The sequence below is a fragment of the Cryobacterium sp. AP27 genome (assembly GCF_056680495.1).
In genome coordinates this window covers 1327281-1349200 of record NZ_CM155285.1, presented here as the reverse complement: position 1 = coordinate 1349200, position 21920 = coordinate 1327281, and the positions used below count along the sequence as shown (strand labels likewise).

Here is a 21920-nt window from a genome sequence, read left to right as displayed (position 1 = left end):
GGCACTGGTGCTGCGGGGGGCTGATCAGAAAGAGGCGGCACCGTGCGATTCTATCGCGCGGCGCCGCCTCGGTTGACCTGGCCGAAGGCTAGCCGATTCCGAGGATGTCCACGACGAAGACGAGAGTTGACCCTGCCGGAATGCCCTGCACAGCCTGATCGCCGTAGCCCTGGTCGGGCGGAATGACGGCGAGAACCTGGGATCCGACCGGCTGCCCGATCATTGCCTCGGCGAAGCCGGGAATGACACCGCCCTGAACCTTGGAGCCGTCGGCCGCGATCAGCGATGCGGGTGCGCCGTTCGTCCACGAGGAGTCGAAGACCTCCTTGCTGGCCCAGGCGACGCCGGTGTATGCCACGGTCACCGGGTCACCCTCCTTCACGGTGGCACCGTCGCCCTTCTTGAGCACGGCAACCTTCAGGTCGGTCGGAGCTGCGCCGGAGGGGATGGTGATGCCGGGGGCACCGTTCTCGGCCAAAACGACTCCGGGCATCCCGTTGACGCTCGGCTGGTCGGCTCCGTCGGCACGGGTCAGGTAGGACTTGACGACGTCGATCACGAAAACGAGCGTATCGGTGGCGGCGATTCCCAAGTCGGCGTTTCCACCCTGGGGGCCGAAGGCGTCTTCCGGCGCCACGGTCACGGCGAGGCGCGAGCCGACCTGAGCGCACAGCAGAGATTCGGAGAGTCCCTTGATGGTTTGGTCGTTGACGACGAGGCTGGCCTGCGACGTGCCGTCATAGGGCGATTCCTGTACAACCGCACCCGTGGTGCCGTTGTACACGCTCAGGTCGACCGTGACCTTCTGGCCCTCGGCGACCGGTGTGCCCTCGCCGGGAACAACCACGTTGAGCTGCGTCGTCGCGGTTTTGATCGGGGTCGGAAAGTCGACAACGGGCTTGGCGCCGAAGGCACCGGTGACGCTGAGGAGCTCCGACGCGGGGCCGGAGGTCACCGGCGGCGTGCAGTCATCGGCGGTGACGCCAGGGGTGCTGCAGGCTGTCAGGGACGCCACGAGTAGTCCGGCGGTAACGATCAGCGCGGATGCTTTGCGCACAAGTCCTCTTTCTGAAAAACGGGGTGCCGCGTATGCGACGGAAACCGGCCGGGTCGGCGACCGAAAGTCAGTCTATCTGGGGTTCTACCGGCGACTCGAGGTCACGGGCCTTGGACAGCTCTGCACTGGTGCTGGCCGCGCGAACACGTTTTCGCATGCTCTTCGAGCTGACGTTGCGTTCGCCGAGCGCGCCCGGGGTCCATGCTTCCACATCGGCGTCGTCGAAATCGGTCTTCGATGGTCGACGTTTGAGCTCGGGCAGTACAGCGCCCGGCGCGAGTCGGCGGGCCGTGATCAGAAAACCGGTGTGCCCGATCATGCGGTGGTCCGGGCGAACGGCGAGGCCTTCCACATGCCAACCGCGAATCATTGTCTCGTTCGAGTCGGGATTGGTATACATCCCCGTGCCGCGAATGGCCTCGGCCACGCGAGAAAGCTGGGTTACCGTGGCCACGTAGCACAGCAGCACACCGCCGGGCTTGAGGGCCTCCGAAACGACCTCGAGGCATTCCCACGGTGCCAGCATGTCCAGCACCACCCGGTCGACGGTGTGCGGTGCCGCAATCTCCGGGAGGGTCTCGGCCAGGTCGCCGAGCGTGATCGTCCAGTTGTGCGGGTCCGACCCGAGGAATGTTGCCACATTGTCGCGGGCGACATCGGCGAACTCGGCACGGCGTTCGAAGGAGGCGAGCCGGCCGGCCGGCCCGATGGCCCGCAGCAGCCAGAGCGACAGGGCGCCGGAGCCGACGCCGGCCTCGACCACCGTGGCGCCCGGAAAGATGTCGGCCTGCCCGATGATCTGCGCGGCGTCCTTGGGATAGATGATCGCGGCGCCTCGGGGCATCGACATGACAAAGTCGCTCAGCAGCGGACGCAGCGCGAGGTGCTCGACGCCCACATTGTTGGTGACCACGGAGCCATCGGGCTGACCGATGATGTCATCGTGCGACAGGATGCCGCGGTGGGTGTGAAAACCCTGGCCGGGGATCAACGCGATCGTGTTCATGCGACCCTTGGGCCCGGTGAGCTGCACCCGGTCGCCGGCGCGGAACGGTCCACTGTTCTGTACGACCTGGCTGCTCGTGTCTGTTGCACTGGTGTTCATGTGACTACTGGATCCTCATAGTTGGTGGGCTCGACGGCATTAGGACTGCAGCGTACGAGTCGGCGTCAAGTCTAGGTCGATCTCGGCGAGGCGAGCGCGGAACAGCGCCGCCACATCCTCCACGGTGCGCCCCTCGAGCGTGGACCAGCGCGTGTAGGCAGCGCTCTCCGGCAGCGGAATTTGATGCGGGACGGCAATGGTGATCGTGCCGGCCGCGACGGCGCTCGTGACGCCGGGAACAGAGTCCTCGATGGCGACGCAGTGTGCCGGATCGACGCCGAGGGCGGCGGCCGCCGTCAGGTACGGCTCGGGATGCGGCTTGCTGTTGCTGACCGTGTCGCCGGCGATGATGAGGTCGAAGGCGGCGAAGTCGATCAGTCCCGCGATCTGATGCGCCATGCGTTTCACGGACATCGTGACCAGAGCGGTGGGGATCCCCGCGGTCTTCAGCTCGGCGAGGAGTTCACGGGACCCGGGACGCCACGGGATCCCGTGCTCGGCGAGTTGTTCCTGCACGCGATCGGTCAACCACTGCACGATCGCGTCGGCGTCCATGTCGACGCCACGCGCCTGCAGAACGCCGGCGGAGTCCCACAACCCGGAACCCACCACGAGCATGCAGTCGTCATGGGTCCAGACCCCACCGTACGATGCAACGAGCTCGGTCTCGGCACGCATCCAGTACGGCTCGGTGTCGACGAGGGTCCCATCCATGTCCCAGAGAACGGCGGCGGGCAGGGGGGAAACTTTCGGGAACGCAGTCACGGAGTCCAAGTGTAGAGGGCACGGCCTATCCTTGACTGATGGTGCACGACACGGGCACACGAAATCGAGGTTTTACACGGTGACAGACGGAACAGAGTTTCTGGGCGGACGGCTTCTGGTCGTGGCGTTCGAGGGTTGGAATGACGCGGGCGAGGCGGCCACGGGCGCTGTGCGGGCGCTGAAGGAGCTGCTCGACGTCCGCGAGATCATGACTGTGGACCCGGAACTGTACTTCGACTTTCAGTTCAACCGGCCGACGGTGTCGACGAATGACGAGGGCCAGCGTGTCATCGAGTGGCCGAGCGCCACACTTCACGCCCCCGTTTCTCCCGGAACCGGAGGCGTTCCCCTCGCCGAGGACGCCGAATTGCACGTGAGCGGCACCAACGCCGGCAACATCTATCTTCTGCTCGGCACCGAACCGTCCCGCAGCTGGAAGAGCTTTGCGTCAGAGATCATCGACGCGGCCCTGGCGGCCGACGTGGCGGGCGTTGTGTTCCTCGGGGCCATGCTCGCTGACGTTCCGCACACTCGCCCCATCTCCATCTTCGTGACCAGCGACAACGCCGATGTTCGCGGAGAGTTGCAGATCGAACGCAGCAGCTATGAGGGTCCGGTCGGGATACTGAGCATTCTCTCCGATGCAGCGGAAGCGGTGGGCATTCCCACACTTTCGATCTGGGCCTCCGTGCCGCACTACGTGCACAATGCGCCGTCACCCAAGGCGATGCTGGCCCTCATCGACAAGCTCGAGGAGGTCATCGACGTGTCGATACCCCGCGGAAATCTCGTGACCGAAGCGGCCGAGTGGGAGGCGGGCATCGACACCCTCGCCGCCGAAGACGAGGAAATGGCGGCTTACATCGCTCAACTTGAGCAGGCACGCGACACCGTGGACTCTCCCGAGGCCAGCGGCGAGGCCATTGCGCAGGAATTCGAGAAGTATCTCCGCAAGCGCAGCGACGGCCGGGACGGTCACGCGGACGGACGCTCAGGTCCCGACGGGCCCCGGCAGTAGCCTCAGCAGTGCAGTAGCCTCAGCTGTCGCGCAGGTTGACGCCGAGCAGGGCGTCAACGGCGTCGGCGAGCAGTTCGGGGTCGTCGACACCGCTGACGGCGGCATCGAGCGCGAGCAGCGCGGCGGGCGTATTCAGGTCTGCCCGGAGGCTCTCCCGCATCTTCTCAATCACGTTCGCGCTCGACGTCGGCCGGGCGATCGGAGACACCGACGCGGAAGCGAAGGCCGCCCGGTAGCGGGCGAGCCGGTGCTCCGCCGCGCTCAACAGCTCGTCCGTCCACGCCCAATTCGTGCGGTAGTGCTGGGCCAGCAACGCCAGCCGAATGGCTCGGGGGTCGACGCCCTGCGTGCGCAAACCGGACACCAGAACCAGGTTGCCGAGCGACTTGCTCATCTTCTCACCCTCGTACGCGACCATGCCCGTGTGGCTGTACACGCCGGCAAGCGGATGTCCGGATAGCGCGGACGCGTGCCCGGCGCTCATGTCGTGGTGGGGGAAGACGAGGTCCGAACCGCCGCCCTGCACGGTGAAGTCGGTGCCGAGTTCCTTGAGCGCGATAACGGAACACTCGATGTGCCACCCGGGACGGCCCGCACCGACGCTGGAGGGCCACTGCGGTTCTCCGTCGCGCGCCGCGCGCCACAGCATCGGATCGAGGGCGTCCCTCTTGCCCGGCCGGTCGGGGTCTCCACCGCGCTCGGCGAACAGGGCGAGCATCGTGTCACGGTTCAGGTTGCTCTCGTCTCCGAGACGCCAGTCGGTGCGCGCCTCGGCCGCCGCGATGTCGAAGTACAGGTCGGAACCGGTGATGCCGTCTGCCCCGGCGACGGCGTCAGCGGTCTCGACCTCGTAGGCGAGACCGGCCGCGCGCAGCTGAGCGACGGCATCGGCGACCTCGTCGATGACCTCCGTCACAGCCACGTAATCGTTGGGCGGAATGATGCCGAGCGCCTCCATGTCGGTGCGGAAGAGTTCCACCTGGGACTGCGCGAGTTCCCGCCAATCCACGCCGGTCTCCGCCGCTCGTTCGAGGAGGGGGTCATCGATGTCCGTCACGTTCTGTGCGTAGTGCACCTGGAAGCCCGCGTCGAGCCAGACCCGCTGAAGCGTGTCGAAGGCCAGATAGGTTGCCGCATGCCCGAGATGTGTGGCGTCATAGGGCGTGATTCCGCACACGTACAGACGCGCGACATTGATGGGGCGCGCCTCCACGAGTGCGGCCGTCGCGGTGTCGTGCAGCCAGGGCGCGTCTGACGCACCGGGGACAGACGGAATTTCTGGTCGCTTCCAAGCATGCATGCAGCAAGCCTAACTAGGCCGTGATGGTGTTCGTTGCCAGAAGTATGAAGACGGTGACACCGAGCAGGACCCGGTAGATGACGAACGGCAGAAAACTGCGTTTGGAGATGTAGTTCATGAAGAAGCCGATCACGAACAGTGCGACGACGAACGCGACGCTGGTTGCGACAAGTGTCTCCAGCGGGCCGAAGATCTCCGGCTTGCACCCCACGGCGCCATCGATACACGGCTTCGCGATCGATTTGTAGACCTGGTAGAAGCCGCTGCCGAGAACGGCGGGGATGGCCAGCAGAAAGGCGTATCGCGCCGCGGCACGGCGCTCGTAACCCATGAACAGTCCCAGCGTGATGGTTCCACCCGAGCGGGAGACGCCGGGGATGAGCGCGAGCGACTGGGCGAAACCGTAGATGACGCCGTCTCGAACCGTGAGGTCTTTGAGCTTGCGGTTCTTGGCACCCACATAGTCGGCGATGCCCAGGAGTATGCCGAAGGCAATGAGCATGGTCGCGGTGATCCACAGGTTTCGCAGCACGGTTTCGATCTGGTCCTGGAACAGCAGACCGAGAATCACGATGGGCAGCGACCCGATGATGATGAGCCAGCCCATGCGGGCGTCCGGGTCGTTGCGAGGCACCCGGCCCGAGAGCGACCTGCCCCATTGACCGATGATGCGCACAATGTCGTGCCAGAAGAAGATCACCACGGCCAGTTCCGTGCCGATCTGGGTAATCGCCGTGAATTGTGCTCCCGGGTCCGCCCCGGTGCCCAGGAACTGGCCGACGATCGCGATGTGGGCACTGGACGAGACCGGGAGAAACTCGGTCAGTCCCTGTACCAGGCCCAGAATGATCGCATTAATGAAGTCCACGTGCGTCGCTTCCGCTTGGTGTGTGTCGAGCGCTGATTAGTAGCTCGAGAGCAGGTCCGTCAGAACCCGCCTGCCAAACACTAATGCGTCAAGCGGAACGCGTTCATCCACGCCGTGGAACATGGCGGGGAAATCCAGGTCCGCCGGGAGCTTGAGCGGGGCGAAGCCGTAGCCCTTGATCCCGAGGGTGCTCAGCGCCTTGTTGTCGGTCCCGGCCGACAACAGATACGGCAGCACGGGTGCGCCGGGGTCGTGTCGCCCGAGGGTGTCCACGACGGCTTCCACGAGCGGGCCGCCGAATTCGGTTTCCATGCCGATGTCACGGTGCATCGTGACGATCTGGATGTCCGGTCCCACGATCTCCGCGATCTCGGCGAGCACGGCGTCCTCCTCACCGGGGAGCGACCGAATGTCGATGAGCGCCTCCGCCGTGTCGGGAATCACGTTGTGCTTGTACCCGGCGGTGAGGCCCGTGGGGTTGGTCGTGGTGCGCAGGCTCGCCTGGATGAAGCCGGAGGCCGTGCCGGTGGCCAGGGCGAGTTCGTCGGGGCCCACCTGCTGCGGGTCGACGTCGAGAATACGCGCCACCTCTACCAGAAGCTGCGTCGTCGTCTCGGTGAGCCGAATCGGCCACGTGTGTCGGCCGACCTTCGCGACGGCCTCGGCGAGGCGGGTGATGGCGTTGTCGTGGTGCACGCGGGAGCCGTGGCCGGCACTGCCCGTTGCGACGAGCTTGACCCAGATGAGTGCCTTCTCCCCTGTCTGCAGCAGGTACGCGCGTTTTCCGGCGAGGGTGATCGAATAACCGCCGACTTCGCTGATGGCCTCCGTGGCGCCTGTGAAGAGCTCGGGGCGCGTCCTGGCGAGGTATCCGGAGCCCAGCACTCCCCCGGCCTCTTCGTCGGCGAAGAAGGCAATCACGAGGTCTCGCTCCGGGACGCCGCCCGAGCCGATGATGTCGGTGAGGGACGCGAGGATCATCGCATCCATGTTCTTCATGTCGACGGCGCCGCGACCCCAGAGCAACCCGTCCTTGATGACACCGCCGAACGGGTCCACGGACCAGTTCGCCGCATCGGCGGGAACCACATCGAGGTGACCGTGAACCACGAGTGCGCTTCGGCTGCTGTCCCGGCCGCGGACGCGAGCGACAACGCTCGTGCGTCCCGGTTCGGAATCAAAGAGTTGCGGCGTGAGGCCGAGGCCGGTCAGATGGGCCGCCACGTACTCGGCGGCCTCCGTTTCGCCGTTGGATCGACCCTCGCCATAGTTCGTCGTGTCGAAGCGAATCAGGTCGCGCGCAAGGCGTGCTGTGAGGTCAAGGTCGCTGTCGGTGGGGTGGTCTGGAACAGTGGGGGCCATGCCCTCACGCTACCGGCATCGCCACAATAGCGGCGCGCGTGAAACACGCTCCATAATCCGTGCTAAGTTATTACCTCGGCAGCCGGTTTTACACGGAGGCCGGATCACCCAGTCCGGGTGGCGGAATTGGTAGACGCGCTGGCTTGAGGTGCCAGTGCCCGTTAAGGGCGTGTGGGTTCAAGTCCCATCTCGGACACATTGATTGCTCCTGAAGCGATCAACGAGGACTGGTTGAGACAGTTCATAAGGCCGGATCTTAGGATCCGGCCTTATCTCGTTAACCGTCGCGGAGCGCCTTGGAATAGGTGGTCAACGGAACCGGCTATTTTTGGTCCTGATTCGGAAAGATGACTTTCTGGATGATGATGATGGCCGAGGCGGCGAGTGGAATCGCCACCAACGCGCCCAGTACGCCGCCAATGGTGCCGCCGGCGACCGCGCCGATGACGACGATCGATCCCGGAACCGCGACGGCGCGATTCATGATGCGTGGACTCAGCACATATGCCTCGACCTGCATGTAGGTGAGGTAGTAGAGCGCCGCCACCAGTCCCGTGAGCGGCGATGCGAGCAGGCACGCGAGGACGATGATGAACGACCCCGTCAACGTGCCCACCAACGGAATCAACGACAGTAGGAAAGCGATGAACGCGAGCAGTCGCGGGAGCGGAGCGCCGATGATGCTGAGAAAGATGAGGCTCAGCACGCCGTTGACCGCCGCGAGCGACACTTGTCCGACGACATAGCGCCCGACGGCGTGCACGATCTGCTCGGAAATCTCAATGAACGTGTCCCGTCTGCTCTTCGGAACGAAACGGTAGACGAGCCCCTTGATGGAAGACAGGGACGCGAGAAAATACAGGGTGAGGATCAGCACGATCACTCCGCCGGTGAGACCGCTGGCGATGCCGGCACCGACCGCGAGCAGTCCGCCTCCGAGCGTGGCCAGATTCTCGGCGTTCAGCAGGTCTTGGGCGCTTTGCACCAACTCATCGATATTGACGAATTCGCCGAACTGCCGGTCGAAGGTGTCGACCCAGTCCGCCTGCGAGAGGTTCGCGACGGTCTCCGGCAAATGCGTGATGAAGGCTGTGGCCTGCGCGACCACGACGGGCACGATCGTGACGAGCAGCCCGGCGAAGACCAACAGGACGGCACCGAACACAATGGCGATGGCGAGTCCGCGCTTCATATGCTTCGAGATCCAGGAGACGAGCGGATCCAGCCCGAGCGCGAGGAAGAGGGCGATGCCGATGTAGATCAGAACGGTGCCGAGCTGGGCGACGACTCCCCCGAGCACCAGGGCGAGGAGCACCCCTATGCCACCGACGAACCCGATCTTGAACGCATGGATGCGGGCATAGCGCACGGGGCCCTGTTGGGTCAGCTGAACGTCCGGACTCGCGGTGACGGGGGCGGTGGCTCGACTCGTCGAGCCGTTGTCATCACGTCGGCGTCGTCTCCTGGAAATCACGGCGTACATCCCCTTCTCGGTGCCACGGAACGAGCCCGGTCTCCGCTGCGGAGAGCATAGTGGATTTCCTGCGCACGGGGCGAGAACACGTCGGATCCCCCGCGGCGGGCGCGCAAAAGGGCCGCCGGAAGAACTTCTGGCGGCCCTGTGCGTACGGTCGGCTCCGCGGCGAGTCAGATCCGGGGTGGATCAGTTCCGCGGCGAATCAGGTTGGATCAGACGGCGACGACGGCTTCCTCCTCGGCGGGGGCAGCGACCTCGGCGGGTCCGACCGTGAGGATCTCCTGGAGCAGCAGATCGCTCGCCTCCTGGTCGGTCAGGCCCTGCGCGAGGGCGAGCTCCGAGACAAGGATCTGGCGGGCCTTTTCGAGCATGCGCTTCTCGCCGGCGGAGACGCCCTTGTCCTGATCGCGGCGCCACAGGTCGCGAACGACCTCGCTCACGCGGTACACGCTGCCGCTGGCCATCTTCTCCTGGTTGGACTTGTAGCGACGAGACCAGTTGCCGGGCTCTTCCGTGAACGGGTTCTGCAGCACGGCGTACACGGCCTGCACGCCCTCGGCGTCAATCACGTCGCGCACTCCGACGAGTTCGACGTTGTCGACCGGCAGCTGGATTGTGAGCGCGCTCGTGTGCACGTTGAGGGTCATGAACTGCTTCTCTTCGCCCTTCACGGTGCGCGAGGTGAGTGCCGTGATCGTGACCGCACCATGGTGCGGGTAAACGAGTGTTTCGCCGATTTCAATGTTCATAGGGAATACGCCTTGTCTTCAATTGGATTGAGCATTCTGCAGAGGTCAATGTGTCTGGAGTTCACGGGGTGGGGAGTCGATCAGCCATTCGGGCAGGAGGGTCACGAGTTGGTCGACGAGCTCGTCGTCTGACACGTCAATATGACCCCGCATCCAGGCGCTGATCAGTGTGAGGGCCCCGCCGGCCACATAGGTCGTCACGAGCTCCGCGTCTACCTGGGGCGGCACAACCTCGCCCTCGAAGACCGACTGGAGCATGCGGCTGGCGTACGCGTCGACGATCTGGTCAAAGGCGCTGCGCGTCAGCGGCAGTTCGGCCACGCTGGAGTACAGGGGAAAATTCTCGAGCATGTGCCCGACGAGCCTGGCGTAACCGAGTCGCGCCGCGCTTCGCCCCTCGGACGGGTCGTCTCCGCGCAGGTTCAGTCCGGCGGCGCTGATCTGAGCGAACTGCACGCGCAGCAACTCCGCGGCCAGGATGTCGAGGCTCGCGAAGTGGGCATAGAACGAGCTGCGGCTGATTCCGGCCGTTCGAACGATATCCGCCACGGAAACGGATGCCGTCGGGTCGGCCATCAGCGATCGCGTCGCGGTGAAAATAAGCTGACGCGTACGTTCGGCGCGAGGATCATGCGTTGACCAGCGAGTTTCCGGCTCCTGTACCTCGGAACCATTCGCTACCGTCATTCGACTATCATACCACTTCTCGGACACGTGTCGGAGAACACCTGTGAGCTCGAGATCCGGATCGGCTCGCCCGCGCACCTGCTCGACAACGCCGGAAAATGCGCGAGACTGGAATCTTCACTCACGACGAGGACACGACATGATCACGCTTCAGCAGGACACCGACGGTTTCATCCGCATGAACAGGCACTTTCCGGCGGGCGCGAGCATCACCGTCACCTTTACCTCCGGCGTGCCCGAGGAGTTCACCGGTGCCGCGCTCAACGCGATCTTTGACAGGGCCGTCGCCGACTACCGCGCCCGGAATCGACTCGACGCCAAGGGCTTTTCACGCGGCCCGGCCGTGACCGTGCAGCGAATGAAGGGTATCCAGTTCGTGGCCGTCCACCCAGGAATGACGAGGTAAGTCCCGCGGTCCCGATCAGGAGAGGATGTCCTTGGTCGTGAACCGACCGTAGGCCAGTGCCCCGAAGACGAGCACGTACCCGCCCTGCAGCAGCGCATTCGAGGCGAACGACGACAGGTCGAGGGGTTGGCGCAACAGATCGCCGAAACCCAGCCAATAGTGGCTGAACAGCCACGGGTGCAGCCACGCCAGCTGCGGGAGCACGTCGAGAATCTGCGCGACCACGGACACGACGACCGTCGCTGCCATTGCTCCCACTGGCACGTCGGTCAGCGTGGAGATGAACAGTCCGATCGCGGCCAGCCCCAGCAGGGAAACCGTCACGTAGGCCGCGATCAGCGCCGACCGCAGCAGCGACTCCGGCACCGAGATCGTGTCGCCGGACAGCAGGGTGACGGGTCCCACCGGGAAGAGCACCGCACCGATCAGCGCCCCGGTCACGGTGAGCGTCAGGGTGGCGACGAGGCAGAAGGCCGCGGCGCCGAGGTACTTCACCAGCAGTAGCCGCACCCGGCCGGCGGGGGCGACGAGCAGATAGCGGAGCGTGCCAAGGCCGGCCTCGCCCGCGATCGTGTCGCCGGCGACGACGCCGACGGTCAGCGGCAGAAATAGCGGAATCGCCACGACCATGGCCGTGAACCCGACGAACAACCCGTTCTGCGTGACCCGGTCAAGAAAGGGCGGGCCTTCCCCGGGTGAGAGATCGTTGGAGGACAGCCGGACGGCAACCGCGAGCAGTATCGGGATCAACGCGACCGCGACGAGCATGGCCCAGGTTCGACGTCGGCGGAACAACACGGACAGCTCGGAGCCGAGCAGGTCCCACCCGGCCGACGCCCGCCGAGGGGCGGGGCTCTCTGTCACAGGGCCGGCGGGTTCCGGGCTATTGGACGACATCGAAGCCTTCTCCGGTCAGCGCGACAAACCGCTCTTCGAGGCTGGGTTCCTCAAGCACGAATCCGCGAATGCGAACGCCTGCCGCCACCAGCGCCGTCACGATGGCTTCCGCGGGCGGCTGATCGGCGGGACATGCCGCCGTGACCGAGGCATCCCCCCGTGCTGCGTCCCGACTGCTCAGGGGCTCGGGCAGGAGACCCAGCTCGGCGAGCACGCGGACGGCAGAGTCGACGTCGGGTGTGGTGATCCGGACCCGGGGTTCGCTCCCCCGGCCGAGGTCGGCGAGCGTGCCCTGCGCCACCAGGGTCCCTGCGCTCATCACGGCCGCGTGGGTGCACATCTGCTCGACTTCGGCGAGCAGATGGCTCGACACGAAGACGGTGGTTCCTTCCGCGGCGAGCGAACGGATCAGACTGCGCACCTCCCGGGTTCCCTGTGGGTCAAGCCCGTTGGTGGGTTCGTCGAGCACGAGCAATTCTCGGGGCCGCAGGAGCGCATTGGCGATGCCGAGCCGCTGCTTCATTCCGAGCGAATACGCGTGCACCTTCTTATCGGCCGCGTGGCCGAGACCCACCCGTTCGAGCGCCAGGGCCACCCGGCCGGCTCGGGTAGCGGCCGCCGCATTCCGGTCCGCGGTGTCGAGTCGGTGGAGGTTGGCCGTGCCCGACAGAAACGGGTAGAAGGCGGGGCCTTCCACGAGAGCTCCGACCCGCGGAAGCACCCCTCGCAGGTGCCCGGGCATCGGCTCGCCGAGCACGGTCATCTCGCCACTCGTCGCGGCGGTCAGGCCCAGCAGCATACGGATGCTCGTGGTTTTTCCCGAACCGTTGGGGCCGAGAAAGCCGAACACGGCCCCGCGCGGCACCGTGAGGTCGATGCCGTTGACCGCCGTCTGACGCCCGAAGCGTTTTGTGAGGCCGCGGGTGGCGATCGCCGGATCGGAGGCGGACGCGTCGTCGGTACTCGCCGGAGCCGTGCCCTGGGCTGACCCGACGTTCGTCACGGAGCGGTTGCGACGGCCTGCAGCCGCTCGAGTGACACGGAGCCCGCCAGCATCCGACCGTCGGTGGTCACCAGCACGTTGAGAAGCGATGTGGAGAGCGCCCGACCTCCCGCCACGCGTGTGGTGAACTGGGTGAACAGCGGCGAGGCGGTGAGTTCCTCCGGAACAGATGCCGGGTTCAGTTCCACGACCGCGTCCCACCCGCTGCCCGTGACGACGGGACCTTCGCCGGGCGACGACGCCGGGCCGTCCCCCGCGGTCATGCGACCGGAGTGCCCGGCGACCGGAAGGCTCTGTTCGGTCACCGTGGCGTTGGCCGGCGGCGTGAAGGTGAAGAGGTCGGCGGACGGGGCGCTGAAATCGACCGTCGTGAAGCCCACCTCGAACGCGGGATCGGTCTGCCCCGTGGCTCGCACCGTGACCCGCAACGGCACACCGGTTTCGGCGTCGACGGCAATCGAAATCGACTGCACGAGGGTCTCGGTGGATGCGGGCGTGAGGATCAGGTCGTACACGCTGCGCCCGGCGACTGTGCCGTCGCTGCCGACGGAGACGGTCGTGCTCGGGTCTACGGCGCTCAGGAAGCGATCCGCGACCTCGGCCGGACTGCTCAGGCCCCCGGGGGCGAACCGCTTCAGGGCCGCCGCCTTGTCTCGGGCCGTGGCATCGTCCGGCGTGGGAATGGCGACGTGGGTGACGGCGTTCGTCTGGGACTCGTAGTACCAGGCGTCGGTGCCGTTGCTGATCAGATTTCGCTCCGCGAACCGGTCCAGAACCTGCACGCGCACGTTGCCCGGGCCGTGCGCGTACACCCGCGCCGTGTGTGACCCGGTCAACAGCTCGAGCGCGGCGGTGACGGCCTGCGCCGAGGGATCTGTCGCGGGCCCGGCGGGAGCCTCGGATGAGGAGGACATCGTTGCGCCGAGGTCCACGTCGGGCAGGCCGATGTCGGACGACTGCTCAATCGTGCCGGAGAACGACCTCACGGTGCTGTCGCTCACCATGAGCAACACCTGCTTCGGTGTCTTGTCGGGGAGGTCGACGGCGGCACCGGCCTGCAGCGGCACCGTGATCACCCCCACCGCAATCACGGCGGGCACCACCACGGCCGGCAGCCATTTGAGCGCTTTGTTCGGCATGATCATCGACCCATCTCACGAGGACTCATGACCGTGATCTTACGCCGACAGGCTGGGAATTGTCCCGGTCGTACCGTCAAAGTCTCGGAACGCGCGGGCCTAGGAGCCGTTCGGCGCGGCGTCTGAGATGCCGATGAACTGACTGCCGATCCCGTCGCACTCCGTGCGTCCCAGTCCGGCCGCCGGTTCCGGAATCTCATCAAAGCCGTGGTGTGCGCAACTGATATACGTGAACACGGGCCACCATTTCTTCGGGCGAACGGCCTCGGTGAACCCACACACGTCGCAGGTGAGCTGCACCCAGACCGGCTTCTTCCCGGTGCGGTTGGCCCGTGACTGCAGCAGCCAGGCGGGAGGGTCTTCTTCGAGCCTGGCCAGTTGCGCTTCGCCCATGCGCGTGGGGATGCCGTGACGCACCGCCATTTCCAGCGGGATGTCCAGGCGCAGGGCGACTTCTCGTCTCGTAATCATCAGGTCAAGAATACGCGGTGCACGCGCGCCCGGCATCCCCGCACGCCCTCGCGGCGATGTGCGGGTCATGGAATACTGAACCATGCCAAATTCTTCCTCACCGCTCGGACTGTTGCTCGATGTCGACGGCCCTATCGCCAGCCCGGTCACGCGAACCATAGCGACCCCGAGCATCCTGACCGATTTGATCGCCCTCGCCGCCGCCAACGTGCCGATCGCGTTCATCACCGGCCGTTCCGCCGCCTTCATTCGGGAACAGGTCGTCGCCCCGCTGCTCGAGGAGGGCCTGCCGACGAGGTTTCGAATGTACGGCGTCTGCGAGAAGGGCGCCGTCTGGTTCCCCATCGGCGGTGACGGCATGGGCGACGTTGTTGTCGACGCGAGCGTGGCGCTGCCCGTCGCGGTGGTCGATGAGCTGCGGCAATTGGTGCATGACGACTTTGCGGACACGATGTTCTTCGATGAGACCAAGCAGGCGATGGTGTCCGTGGAACAGCGAACGGATGTCGACGGCTCGGCGTTCAAGGCCCGGCAGCCGGCCTTCAACGAGGCGGCCTTCTCCGTTTTGGTGCGGCACGGACTCGGCGTGTCCTTCGACGACCGGGTCTCCGTCGATGCCTCGGGCGCGGCGCCGTACCGGCTCGATGCGACGATCATCTCCACGGACATCGAGTCCGTGAAACTTGACAAGAACCATGCGGCGAAACGGGCGCTGGCGTTCTTCGCAGAAGGCGGACCTCTCCCCCACCTGTGGCGCTCGGTCGGCGATTCTCGAAGCGACTACCTGATGGCCGACCATCTGCACGAAGAGGGCTACGACGTGGCGCATGTGGACGTTCGCCCCCTCGACGGCATGCTCGAACGCCCCTATCCGATCATCGTGATGGGCGAGCAGATCCACGACGAGGCGGGCGCGAGCTTCCTGGACTACTGGGTCGCCAGGCTCGGCCTGCGCTAACCCCCTGGGCGGGTGCGACGCCTTAGGTCGTCACGAAGCGGATCCCGTTCTGCAGGGTGCTGCGAAGCTCGAACACCTTCTCAAAGCTTCCGCGGTCCATGCCGGGAAACCCATCGCGGAGCAGCCCGTTGAGGCGCGAGCGTGGGATGACGATCACCATGGGGTGACGTCCGCGCTTCGGGACGGTCAGCGGGGCGTCGAGTGCGTTGTCGGGGAGCACGACGATCAGGCCGGTGAATCGCACCCGCACCTGCCGGGTGAACGCCTTCGCATTGACCTGCAGGCTGCGCAGCGGGTCGTCGCCGACGGTGATCTCGTCGCCGGCGAGCTCACCGCGACGCAACTGCACCGCGCCGCCCCAGTCCTCAGACAACACGGCGAACAGACCGGCCGGGCCCAGCACAACGTGATCGAGCTTGCCGCTCCCGTTGCCGACATCGACGTCATGCCAGGCGGTGAAACCGATTCCGAGGCCGGAAACCAGTTGCGCCGTCGCTTCCTCGGCCAGCGCCTTCGCCAGCGTGTGCCGGATGCCTCGGGGAGCGGATCGCACGAGCGACGGCGCGTACGGATCGTCGATGACCGTTCCCCGACCGGCCCACTCCCGAATGAGGTTCAGATACTGCTGGCGCACGCGTCCGCCCGGGTGCCCGTGCATGCGTGTCTTGAGACCGGTATTCGAGGCGCGGCTCGACGCCGATGAACCCGGTGTCGCGGACGTTCGGAACGGATCGGCCGGCATCGCAGGCTCCGGATCGCCGATACGCGTGCGGTCATACGCGGCGCGGCTCTCGGGACTGCCGATGCGTTCCCACGCGGCCTGCACCGCGTGGAACTGCGCGGCGCTGCCACCGACGTCCGGGTGAGTCCTCCGCAGCTGCAATCGGTATGCGCGGCGCAGGGCGTCATCGGTCGCCGAGGGAGCGACTCCCAGGACTTCGTACGGGGTGGACGCGGCGGGGCTCTCGTGCATCCGGGGATGTACCTTTCCTGCGATCAGACAATCTGTGGGTCAATTGGACAACATACCGCGATTGGCTGGAATACCGCCGAACACGCAGCCTCCGCGCCGGAATGTGCGACGATCAGCGAGTGAAGAATCCGGCTATTGTGCGTCCGCTGCACCGCTCCAGCACCCGGCTGGTCGTGATGGGCGTCGTCGGCGCTCTCGCTGCCCTTGTTCCGGCCGTTCAGGGAGCATGGGCCGTGGCACTCATTGCGGGCTGGGCAGCCGCGTGCGTGACGTATATCGGGTGGGTTTGGCTCGCAGTCGGGCGGCTCGACGCCAGCGGAACGGCCGCTCATGCCACCCGGGAAGACCCGTCTCGACGGGCATCCGAGTTGCTCGTACTGCTGGCGAGCGTCGTGAGCCTGGGCTCCATCGTCTTTCTCCTCTCGGCCGCCGAGAGCACCTCATCGGGCGCACGGGGTGCCCTGGCCGCGACCACCGTCGCGAGCGTTGCGCTGTCCTGGGTGCTCATCCACACGCTCTTCACGTTGCGCTATGCGTCGCTTTACTACCGGGGCGATGACGGCGGCGTCGATTTCAACCAGACCGAACCGCCCACGTACGGTGACTTCGCGTATCTTGCGTTCACCATCGGCATGACCTACCAGGTGTCAGACACGAGCATCCGCAGCCATCGCATTCGGATGGCCGCTCTGCGTCACGCGCTGCTGGCCTTCCCCTTCGGGGCGGGAATTCTCGCCGCCCTGATCAATCTGGTGGCCGGGCTGTTGCCCTAGGCCCCAGCGGGACGTCAGTTGCGCAGCAAGTGGAACGGGATGGCGAGAGACAGCGAAATCGCGAGGATTCCGGCAATGAAAATCGCGCCCTGGAAGACCGTGACCGAGAAGGCGAGGCCGAAAAGGAACATGCCCAGGATGAAAATCGCAAACGCGATGATAAAGGGGACGATGTTCATGGTGTGATCCTCTCGACGTGGCGCCCGCGCAAAATCTCCGGACGCCTCCCTTGAGCGTACCGGCCCCGATGGATTAAGCTTAACCAAACGCGGCCGGGAGAGCAGAATACCGCCCCGGATGGCCGCGACCTAGACCGAATCACCCCTGACAGGCTCGATGAGTTCGGGCCCGTTCCCCACCAGGGGTGCGACCTCGTAGAAGCGCAGCGTTTCGGCGAGGTCACGAGACGCGGCAACGGCGGCGTCCACGAAACCCTGGTCGCCCCGGGTGTGCGGATCCAGCCACTGGTCCCAGGCCTCGTCGGGAAGCGCCACGGGTATCCGGTCATGGATCGCGGCGAGCGGCCCCTGCGCGTCGGCCGTGAGAATGGTCGCCGAGAGCACCCACCGCGCCGGGTCGTCTTCGGCCAGCGCGGGGTTGCGCCACCACGAGTAGAGTCCGGCGAACGCCAGCGGGAGTCCGTCATCGGACTGCACGAAATACGGGGTCTTCCTGCTGCCTTCGGTGTGCCATTCGTAGTATCCCGTCGCCGGGATGAGCGCACGACGCGCCTCGACGGATTTCTTGAACGTCGGCTTCTCGGCCGCTGACTCCGAGCGTGCATTGAAGGTGGGAAACGTGGATTTGGGGTCGGTCGCGAAGGACGGGATCAACGACCAGCGCGCCGACTCGAGGCGGCGCACCGCGGGTTCTTGTTTTGCGGACTCCAGCACGATCGGAATCTGGTCCGTCGGCTTGATGTTCCACGAGGGCTCCGGCAGATTCGCCCCCTCGTGCTCCACGTCGAACATGGCGGCGAGATCCGCTGCCGTATCGGTAATGATGTATCGACCACACATACACACCAGATTACTCCCCTGCACCGTCGTGGCGTCCGGGACCCCACGACGCGGGTGAGCTAGCGTCAATCCTATGGACGACCGATACAGCGCAGACGTACTCTCCCCCGGCTGGCAGAAAGCCGGCCGCATCATCATCCCTACCCAGGAAGCCACCAGAGACCTCGTCATCGAAGAGGTCGCGACCGGGTTCTGCGGGGCGGTCATCCGCGTGGAGAAAAGGATCGTCACGCTCGAAGACCGGCACGGCAAGCTCCGCCTGTTTCCGCTCGGCAGCGGGTTTCTGCTCGAAGGCAAGCCCGTGGTGCTCGTGCCCCCCACCATGACGTCCGCGGTCGGCCGTGCCCGAACGGCATCGGGTTCGATGGCCGTGGCCGATGCGCCCGCGCGCGTCGCCCGGGCCAGCCGCATCTTCGTTGAGGGCCGCAACGATGCGGAGCTTGTGGAAAAGGTGTGGGGCGCTGACCTGCGCATCGAAGGCGTTGTCGTGGAATACCTCGAAGGCATCGATCACCTCGAGGAGATTCTGGCGGAGTTCGGCCCCGGCCCGACACGCAGGGTGGGGGTGCTGGTTGATCACCTGGTCCCCCGGTCGAAGGAAAGCCGCATCGCGGAGGCGGTCGCCCGCGGTCCGCACGCCGAGTCCGTTCTCGTGGTCGGGCATCCGTACATCGATGTGTGGCAGGCCGTGAAGCCCGCACGGGTGGGCCTGGCCGAATGGCCCCAGGTGCCACGCAGCATCGAATGGAAGCACGGTATCTGCGCCGCTCTCGGCTGGCCGCACGAGGAACAGGCCGACATCGCGAGGGCCTGGCAGCGCATCCTCGGGCAGGTGCGCACCTACGCCGACCTCGAACCAGATCTTCTGGGTCGTGTCGAGCACCTGATTGATTTCGTCACCGCGGATTGACCGCGCGGGTGGGCATCCGGGCGAACCCTCATGTCGAGAAGACCACGAGTTTTGTGGCAAAAGGCGGCAGGATTTAGCGTCACCGCCACATGTGGGCTAGTGTGGGTTCTGAAGTTGTAGTGCTTGCACGTCTTAAACGTATCGACCTCGGTTGATGCGCCACATTCCTTTCGGAAGCGGACGACGAATACCGCGACGAACGGCCCCGACAGTCGGGGTCGGTCTAACACTCCTGGAGGAGTTTTACAAATGGCAACAGGTACCGTAAAATGGTTCAACGCTGAAAAGGGCTTCGGCTTTATCGCACCCGACGACGGAAGCGCCGATGTTTTCGCGCACTACTCCGCGATCGCGTCGAATGGCTACAAGTCCCTCGATGAGAACCAGAAGGTCGAGTTCGAGGTAACCCAGGGCCCCAAGGGTCCCCAGGCCGAGAACATTCGCGCCCTCTAAATAGAGCTCAGTAACGCCCTCGCCCTTGTGGCGGGGGCGTTACTTCGTTAACGGGTCGGTTGCCGGTGCGGTCGCCTGCCCGGAGTGGCTCCCGGCCACAAATCGTTCCAGGCGCCGGTCCGGTACCAGCCAGATGAGCGCGACAACGCTGAACGTGGCCACGCCCAGCAGCGGGTCCACGATTGCCAGCGCGATGCCGACGACGTAGATGAACGGCGATCCCCTGCCCTTCCAGTCTCGTCCCAGAGCCCGGGCGAGCGGCCCGTCCCTCCCCTGATTGCGCCTGATCGAAAGCTGCAGCATGTAGAAGGCCAGCGACGCCAGGAGCAGGTTGATGCCGTAGACCATGACCGGCACCTGCGAGAGATGCGACTCGTCTGACCAGCGCGTGGTGAACGGAATCAGCGACAGCCAGAACAGCAGGTGCAGGTTGGCCCACAGGATTGCGCCGTTCACGGTCGCCGCGAGCTGGATCAGGTGATGGTGGTTGTTCCAGTAGATACCGACGTAGAGAAAGCTCAGCAGGTAGCTCAGCAGGGTGGGAACCACCGAGAGCAGCCCCCGCCAGCTCGGGTCTTCCGGCATTCGGAGTTCCAGAACCATGATCGTGATGATGATGGCGAGCACGCCGTCGCTGAACGCTTCCAGTCTGGTGGTGCTCATGCGATGCCCCTTTCTCAGAGCATCGTAGAACTACTTGACCAGGTCCTGCCAGCCGTCGCCGTCGACGTACTCAAAGATGAGGTTGGTCTCTGTGTGCGCCACGGCCGGATGTTCGGCGAGGTGTTCCAGCACGAAGTCACGCAGGTCGGACGCATCCGCCGCCGCGACGTGCAGCAGGTAGTCGTCTGCTCCCGCGGTGTGGAAGAGCCCAATGACACCGGGCCAGTGCGGCGCTGCGTCGCGGAAGTCATCGATCTGGACGCGGGCGTGCTTGGCCAGCCGTACGGAGATGAGCGCCTGCAGGGATGCGCCAAGCGCCGCGAGGTCGATGTTCGCCCGGTAGCCGCGGATGTGCCCGAGCTGTTGCAGCCGTCGCAGCCTGAGCGACACCGTGGATTCGGCGACGCCGATCTCGGCGGCCAGCGCGGCTCCGGATGCTCGCGCGTTCACCGATAGCGCACGCAGCAGTGCACGGTCGACGCGGTCAAGTTCTGGCTTCTTCGATTCCATCGGCGTGCTCCCTCGTTGCCGAGCAGCTTATGCGATATTCGCGCCAAATTGTGACAGAGTCTGCACGGCCACTTGCGAGTGCGGGCAGAATCTGCTTCTGTCGAATTATGCTGCCATCGTCGTCACACATCGAAACCCGTGCGGTCCACTCCGGCATGAGTGGAGTCGCCGACAGCGGATCCCACGTGCCCGCCATCGATCTCTCCACCACGAATGCCCTGTTCGGCGTCGAATCCGGGGGCGATTCCTACGAGAACCTGGCGACGGGAGGCACTCTCCGCCCCGGGGACTCGGCGGTCTACCAGCGACTGTGGCAGCCCGGCGTCGCCCGCTTCGAGGAGGCCCTTTCCTCACTGGAGGGGTCGGAGGCCACGGTCGCGTTTGCCACCGGGATGGCTGCCCTCACGGCCACCCTCATCGCCACGGTCACCGCCGGCAAGCCGCACATCGTGGCGCTGCGCCCGATCTACGGAGGAACGGACCATGTGCTCGCGACCGGACTGCTGGGGACCGAAATCACCTGGACCGACCAGGACGGTGTGGCCGCCGCCATACGCCCCAACACCGGACTGGTCATCCTGGAGTCCCCGGCCAACCCCACTCTGCAGCTGACCGACATCCGCGCGGTCGTCGACGCGGCCGGGACGGTACCGGTGCTCGTGGACAACACCTTCGCCACGCCGGTGCTGCAGCGGCCACTCGAATCGGGCGCGACCCTCGTGCTGCACAGTGCCACAAAGTACCTCGGCGGACACGGCGACGCCATGGGGGGAACCGTTTCGGGCCCGGAGGACTGGATGGTGCGGCTCCGGCAGGTGCGAGCCCTCACCGGAGGACTGCTGCATCCGCTGAGCGCCTACCTCCTGCACCGCGGGCTGCGCACCCTCCCGGTGCGCGTGCGCGCCCAGCAGGAGACTGCCGGTCTGATCGCCGGCCGACTCGTCGGCCACCCCGCGCTGAGCCGGGTGCTCTACCCCGGGCTTCCGGGGCAGGATCCGCAGTCGCTGATCGGGCGTCAGTGCGACGGTGCGGGTTCGCTCATTGCCTTGGACTTCGGCGACTACGACGCCGCGGCGCGGTTCGCCGAGGCACTCCAGCTCATCACGCACGCCGTGTCGCTCGGCGGGGTCGACTCGCTCGTGCAGCACCCGGCGTCGCTCACGCACCGTCCGGTCGAGGCGACTGCACGCCCTTCCGCCGGCGTTGTGCGCATCTCGGTGGGGCTGGAACACGTCGATGACCTTATGGCCGACATCCTCGGCGCGTTCGAGACCGGCGGTGAGTCGGACGCCGTGCCGGCGGACGTTCTCCTCGGCGCCTGACGACCGCACGAATCAGCACGAACCGCCTCGGCCGC

Annotated in this window: 25 protein-coding genes and 1 tRNA gene; 8 read left to right on the top strand and 18 right to left on the bottom strand. The window is 65.7% G+C overall.

Translation table 11 applies throughout. The annotated features are described in order from the left end of the window. Positions 1-88: 88 nt before the first annotated feature. The 3 genes from AC1MB9_RS06365 to AC1MB9_RS06355 all read right to left on the bottom strand — a co-directional run bounded on the left by AC1MB9_RS06365 (position 89) and on the right by AC1MB9_RS06355 (position 2927). Positions 89-1057, bottom strand: a complete 969-nt coding sequence (locus tag AC1MB9_RS06365; RefSeq protein ID WP_479964190.1) for an FKBP-type peptidyl-prolyl cis-trans isomerase — start codon at positions 1055-1057, stop codon at positions 89-91. Positions 1058-1124: 67 nt separating this feature from the next. Beyond that, positions 1125-2162, bottom strand: a complete 1038-nt coding sequence (locus tag AC1MB9_RS06360; RefSeq protein WP_479964189.1) for a tRNA (adenine-N1)-methyltransferase — start codon at positions 2160-2162, stop codon at positions 1125-1127. A gap of 39 nt (positions 2163-2201) precedes the next feature. After that, entirely contained in the window at positions 2202-2927 is a 726-nt protein-coding gene (locus tag AC1MB9_RS06355; protein WP_479964188.1) for an HAD family hydrolase, read from the bottom strand. A gap of 79 nt (positions 2928-3006) precedes the next feature. Here AC1MB9_RS06355 and AC1MB9_RS06350 point away from each other — a divergent pair, with 79 nt between their 5' ends. Continuing rightward, entirely contained in the window at positions 3007-3945 is a 939-nt protein-coding gene (locus tag AC1MB9_RS06350) for a proteasome assembly chaperone family protein (RefSeq protein WP_479964187.1), read from the top strand. A gap of 19 nt (positions 3946-3964) precedes the next feature. Here the strand turns inward: AC1MB9_RS06350 and mshC are convergent, their stop codons facing one another. The 3 genes from mshC to AC1MB9_RS06335 are packed head-to-tail and all read right to left on the bottom strand — an operon-like array spanning position 3965 to position 7475. Beyond that, on the bottom strand, positions 3965-5245 hold the full coding sequence (gene mshC, locus AC1MB9_RS06345) for a cysteine--1-D-myo-inosityl 2-amino-2-deoxy-alpha-D-glucopyranoside ligase (RefSeq protein ID WP_479964186.1): 1281 nt from the start codon (positions 5243-5245) through the stop codon (positions 3965-3967). Positions 5246-5258: 13 nt separating this feature from the next. Beyond that, entirely contained in the window at positions 5259-6113 is an 855-nt protein-coding gene (locus tag AC1MB9_RS06340) for an undecaprenyl-diphosphate phosphatase (RefSeq protein ID WP_479964185.1), read from the bottom strand. Positions 6114-6149: 36 nt separating this feature from the next. Then, on the bottom strand, positions 6150-7475 hold the full coding sequence (locus tag AC1MB9_RS06335; protein ID WP_479964184.1) for a M20/M25/M40 family metallo-hydrolase: 1326 nt from the start codon (positions 7473-7475) through the stop codon (positions 6150-6152). Positions 7476-7586: 111 nt separating this feature from the next. On the opposite strand from AC1MB9_RS06335, the gene AC1MB9_RS06330 reads away from it, so the two are divergent. After that, a tRNA-Leu gene (locus AC1MB9_RS06330) sits at positions 7587-7671 on the top strand. A gap of 126 nt (positions 7672-7797) precedes the next feature. On the opposite strand, the gene AC1MB9_RS06325 is transcribed toward AC1MB9_RS06330, so the two are convergent. The 3 genes from AC1MB9_RS06325 to AC1MB9_RS06315 all read right to left on the bottom strand — a co-directional run bounded on the left by AC1MB9_RS06325 (position 7798) and on the right by AC1MB9_RS06315 (position 10388). Continuing rightward, a complete protein-coding gene (locus AC1MB9_RS06325; protein ID WP_479964183.1) occupies positions 7798-8949 on the bottom strand; it encodes an AI-2E family transporter in 1152 nt (383 codons plus the stop codon). Positions 8950-9164: 215 nt separating this feature from the next. Beyond that, on the bottom strand, positions 9165-9701 hold the full coding sequence (locus AC1MB9_RS06320) for a CarD family transcriptional regulator (RefSeq protein WP_479964182.1): 537 nt from the start codon (positions 9699-9701) through the stop codon (positions 9165-9167). A gap of 45 nt (positions 9702-9746) precedes the next feature. Beyond that, on the bottom strand, positions 9747-10388 hold the full coding sequence (locus tag AC1MB9_RS06315) for a TetR/AcrR family transcriptional regulator (RefSeq protein ID WP_479964181.1): 642 nt from the start codon (positions 10386-10388) through the stop codon (positions 9747-9749). Between the two features lie 139 nt (positions 10389-10527). On the opposite strand from AC1MB9_RS06315, the gene AC1MB9_RS06310 reads away from it, so the two are divergent. Further along, positions 10528-10794, top strand: coding sequence for a hypothetical protein (locus tag AC1MB9_RS06310; RefSeq protein ID WP_479964180.1), 267 nt, complete (start codon positions 10528-10530; stop codon positions 10792-10794). 15 nt (positions 10795-10809) lie between these two features. On the opposite strand, the gene AC1MB9_RS06305 is transcribed toward AC1MB9_RS06310, so the two are convergent. The 4 genes from AC1MB9_RS06305 to AC1MB9_RS06290 form a co-directional block, all read right to left on the bottom strand. Then, positions 10810-11691, bottom strand: a complete 882-nt coding sequence (locus tag AC1MB9_RS06305; protein WP_479964179.1) for an ABC transporter permease — start codon at positions 11689-11691, stop codon at positions 10810-10812. Further along, positions 11678-12622 (bottom strand): ABC transporter ATP-binding protein, encoded by a 945-nt coding sequence (locus AC1MB9_RS06300; RefSeq protein WP_479964590.1) that lies wholly within the window; start codon positions 12620-12622, stop codon positions 11678-11680. The genes AC1MB9_RS06305 and AC1MB9_RS06300 overlap by 14 nt, the downstream gene beginning before the upstream one ends. Before the next feature lie 68 nt (positions 12623-12690). Then, a complete protein-coding gene (locus AC1MB9_RS06295; RefSeq protein WP_479964178.1) occupies positions 12691-13833 on the bottom strand; it encodes a LolA family protein in 1143 nt (380 codons plus the stop codon). Positions 13834-13932: 99 nt separating this feature from the next. Continuing rightward, positions 13933-14304, bottom strand: a complete 372-nt coding sequence (locus AC1MB9_RS06290) for a hypothetical protein (protein WP_479964177.1) — start codon at positions 14302-14304, stop codon at positions 13933-13935. A gap of 82 nt (positions 14305-14386) precedes the next feature. Here AC1MB9_RS06290 and AC1MB9_RS06285 point away from each other — a divergent pair, with 82 nt between their 5' ends. Next, on the top strand, positions 14387-15262 hold the full coding sequence (locus AC1MB9_RS06285) for a hypothetical protein (protein WP_479964176.1): 876 nt from the start codon (positions 14387-14389) through the stop codon (positions 15260-15262). A 22-nt stretch (positions 15263-15284) separates the two neighbouring features. Here the strand turns inward: AC1MB9_RS06285 and AC1MB9_RS06280 are convergent, their stop codons facing one another. After that, positions 15285-16235 (bottom strand): J domain-containing protein, encoded by a 951-nt coding sequence (locus AC1MB9_RS06280; RefSeq protein ID WP_479964175.1) that lies wholly within the window; start codon positions 16233-16235, stop codon positions 15285-15287. 119 nt (positions 16236-16354) lie between these two features. Between AC1MB9_RS06280 and AC1MB9_RS06275 the strand changes: the two genes are divergently transcribed. Beyond that, positions 16355-17008 (top strand): DUF1345 domain-containing protein, encoded by a 654-nt coding sequence (locus AC1MB9_RS06275; RefSeq protein WP_479964174.1) that lies wholly within the window; start codon positions 16355-16357, stop codon positions 17006-17008. 14 nt (positions 17009-17022) lie between these two features. On the opposite strand, the gene AC1MB9_RS06270 is transcribed toward AC1MB9_RS06275, so the two are convergent. Together AC1MB9_RS06270 and AC1MB9_RS06265 are read right to left on the bottom strand one after the other, a co-directional pair. Beyond that, positions 17023-17187: a hypothetical protein gene (locus tag AC1MB9_RS06270; protein ID WP_479964173.1), complete on the bottom strand. Its 165-nt coding sequence runs from the start codon at positions 17185-17187 to the stop codon at positions 17023-17025. A gap of 129 nt (positions 17188-17316) precedes the next feature. After that, the gene (locus AC1MB9_RS06265) at positions 17317-18027 is read right to left on the bottom strand and encodes an SOS response-associated peptidase (protein WP_479964172.1); all 711 of its coding nucleotides are present in this window, start codon (positions 18025-18027) and stop codon (positions 17317-17319) included. Positions 18028-18100: 73 nt separating this feature from the next. On the opposite strand from AC1MB9_RS06265, the gene AC1MB9_RS06260 reads away from it, so the two are divergent. Both AC1MB9_RS06260 and cspE read left to right on the top strand, forming a co-directional pair. Next, positions 18101-18937: a DUF3097 domain-containing protein gene (locus AC1MB9_RS06260; RefSeq protein ID WP_479964171.1), complete on the top strand. Its 837-nt coding sequence runs from the start codon at positions 18101-18103 to the stop codon at positions 18935-18937. Positions 18938-19186: 249 nt separating this feature from the next. After that, on the top strand, positions 19187-19390 hold the full coding sequence (cspE, locus tag AC1MB9_RS06255; protein WP_035840308.1) for a transcription antiterminator/RNA stability regulator CspE: 204 nt from the start codon (positions 19187-19189) through the stop codon (positions 19388-19390). A 39-nt stretch (positions 19391-19429) separates the two neighbouring features. On the opposite strand, the gene AC1MB9_RS06250 is transcribed toward cspE, so the two are convergent. Together AC1MB9_RS06250 and AC1MB9_RS06245 are read right to left on the bottom strand one after the other, a co-directional pair. Then, positions 19430-20053, bottom strand: coding sequence for a TMEM175 family protein (locus AC1MB9_RS06250; protein WP_479964170.1), 624 nt, complete (start codon positions 20051-20053; stop codon positions 19430-19432). Between the two features lie 30 nt (positions 20054-20083). Beyond that, positions 20084-20563 (bottom strand): Lrp/AsnC family transcriptional regulator, encoded by a 480-nt coding sequence (locus AC1MB9_RS06245; protein ID WP_035840307.1) that lies wholly within the window; start codon positions 20561-20563, stop codon positions 20084-20086. Positions 20564-20670: 107 nt separating this feature from the next. Here AC1MB9_RS06245 and AC1MB9_RS06240 point away from each other — a divergent pair, with 107 nt between their 5' ends. Continuing rightward, entirely contained in the window at positions 20671-21885 is a 1215-nt protein-coding gene (locus AC1MB9_RS06240; RefSeq protein WP_479964169.1) for a trans-sulfuration enzyme family protein, read from the top strand. The last annotated feature ends 35 nt before the right edge of the window (positions 21886-21920 follow it).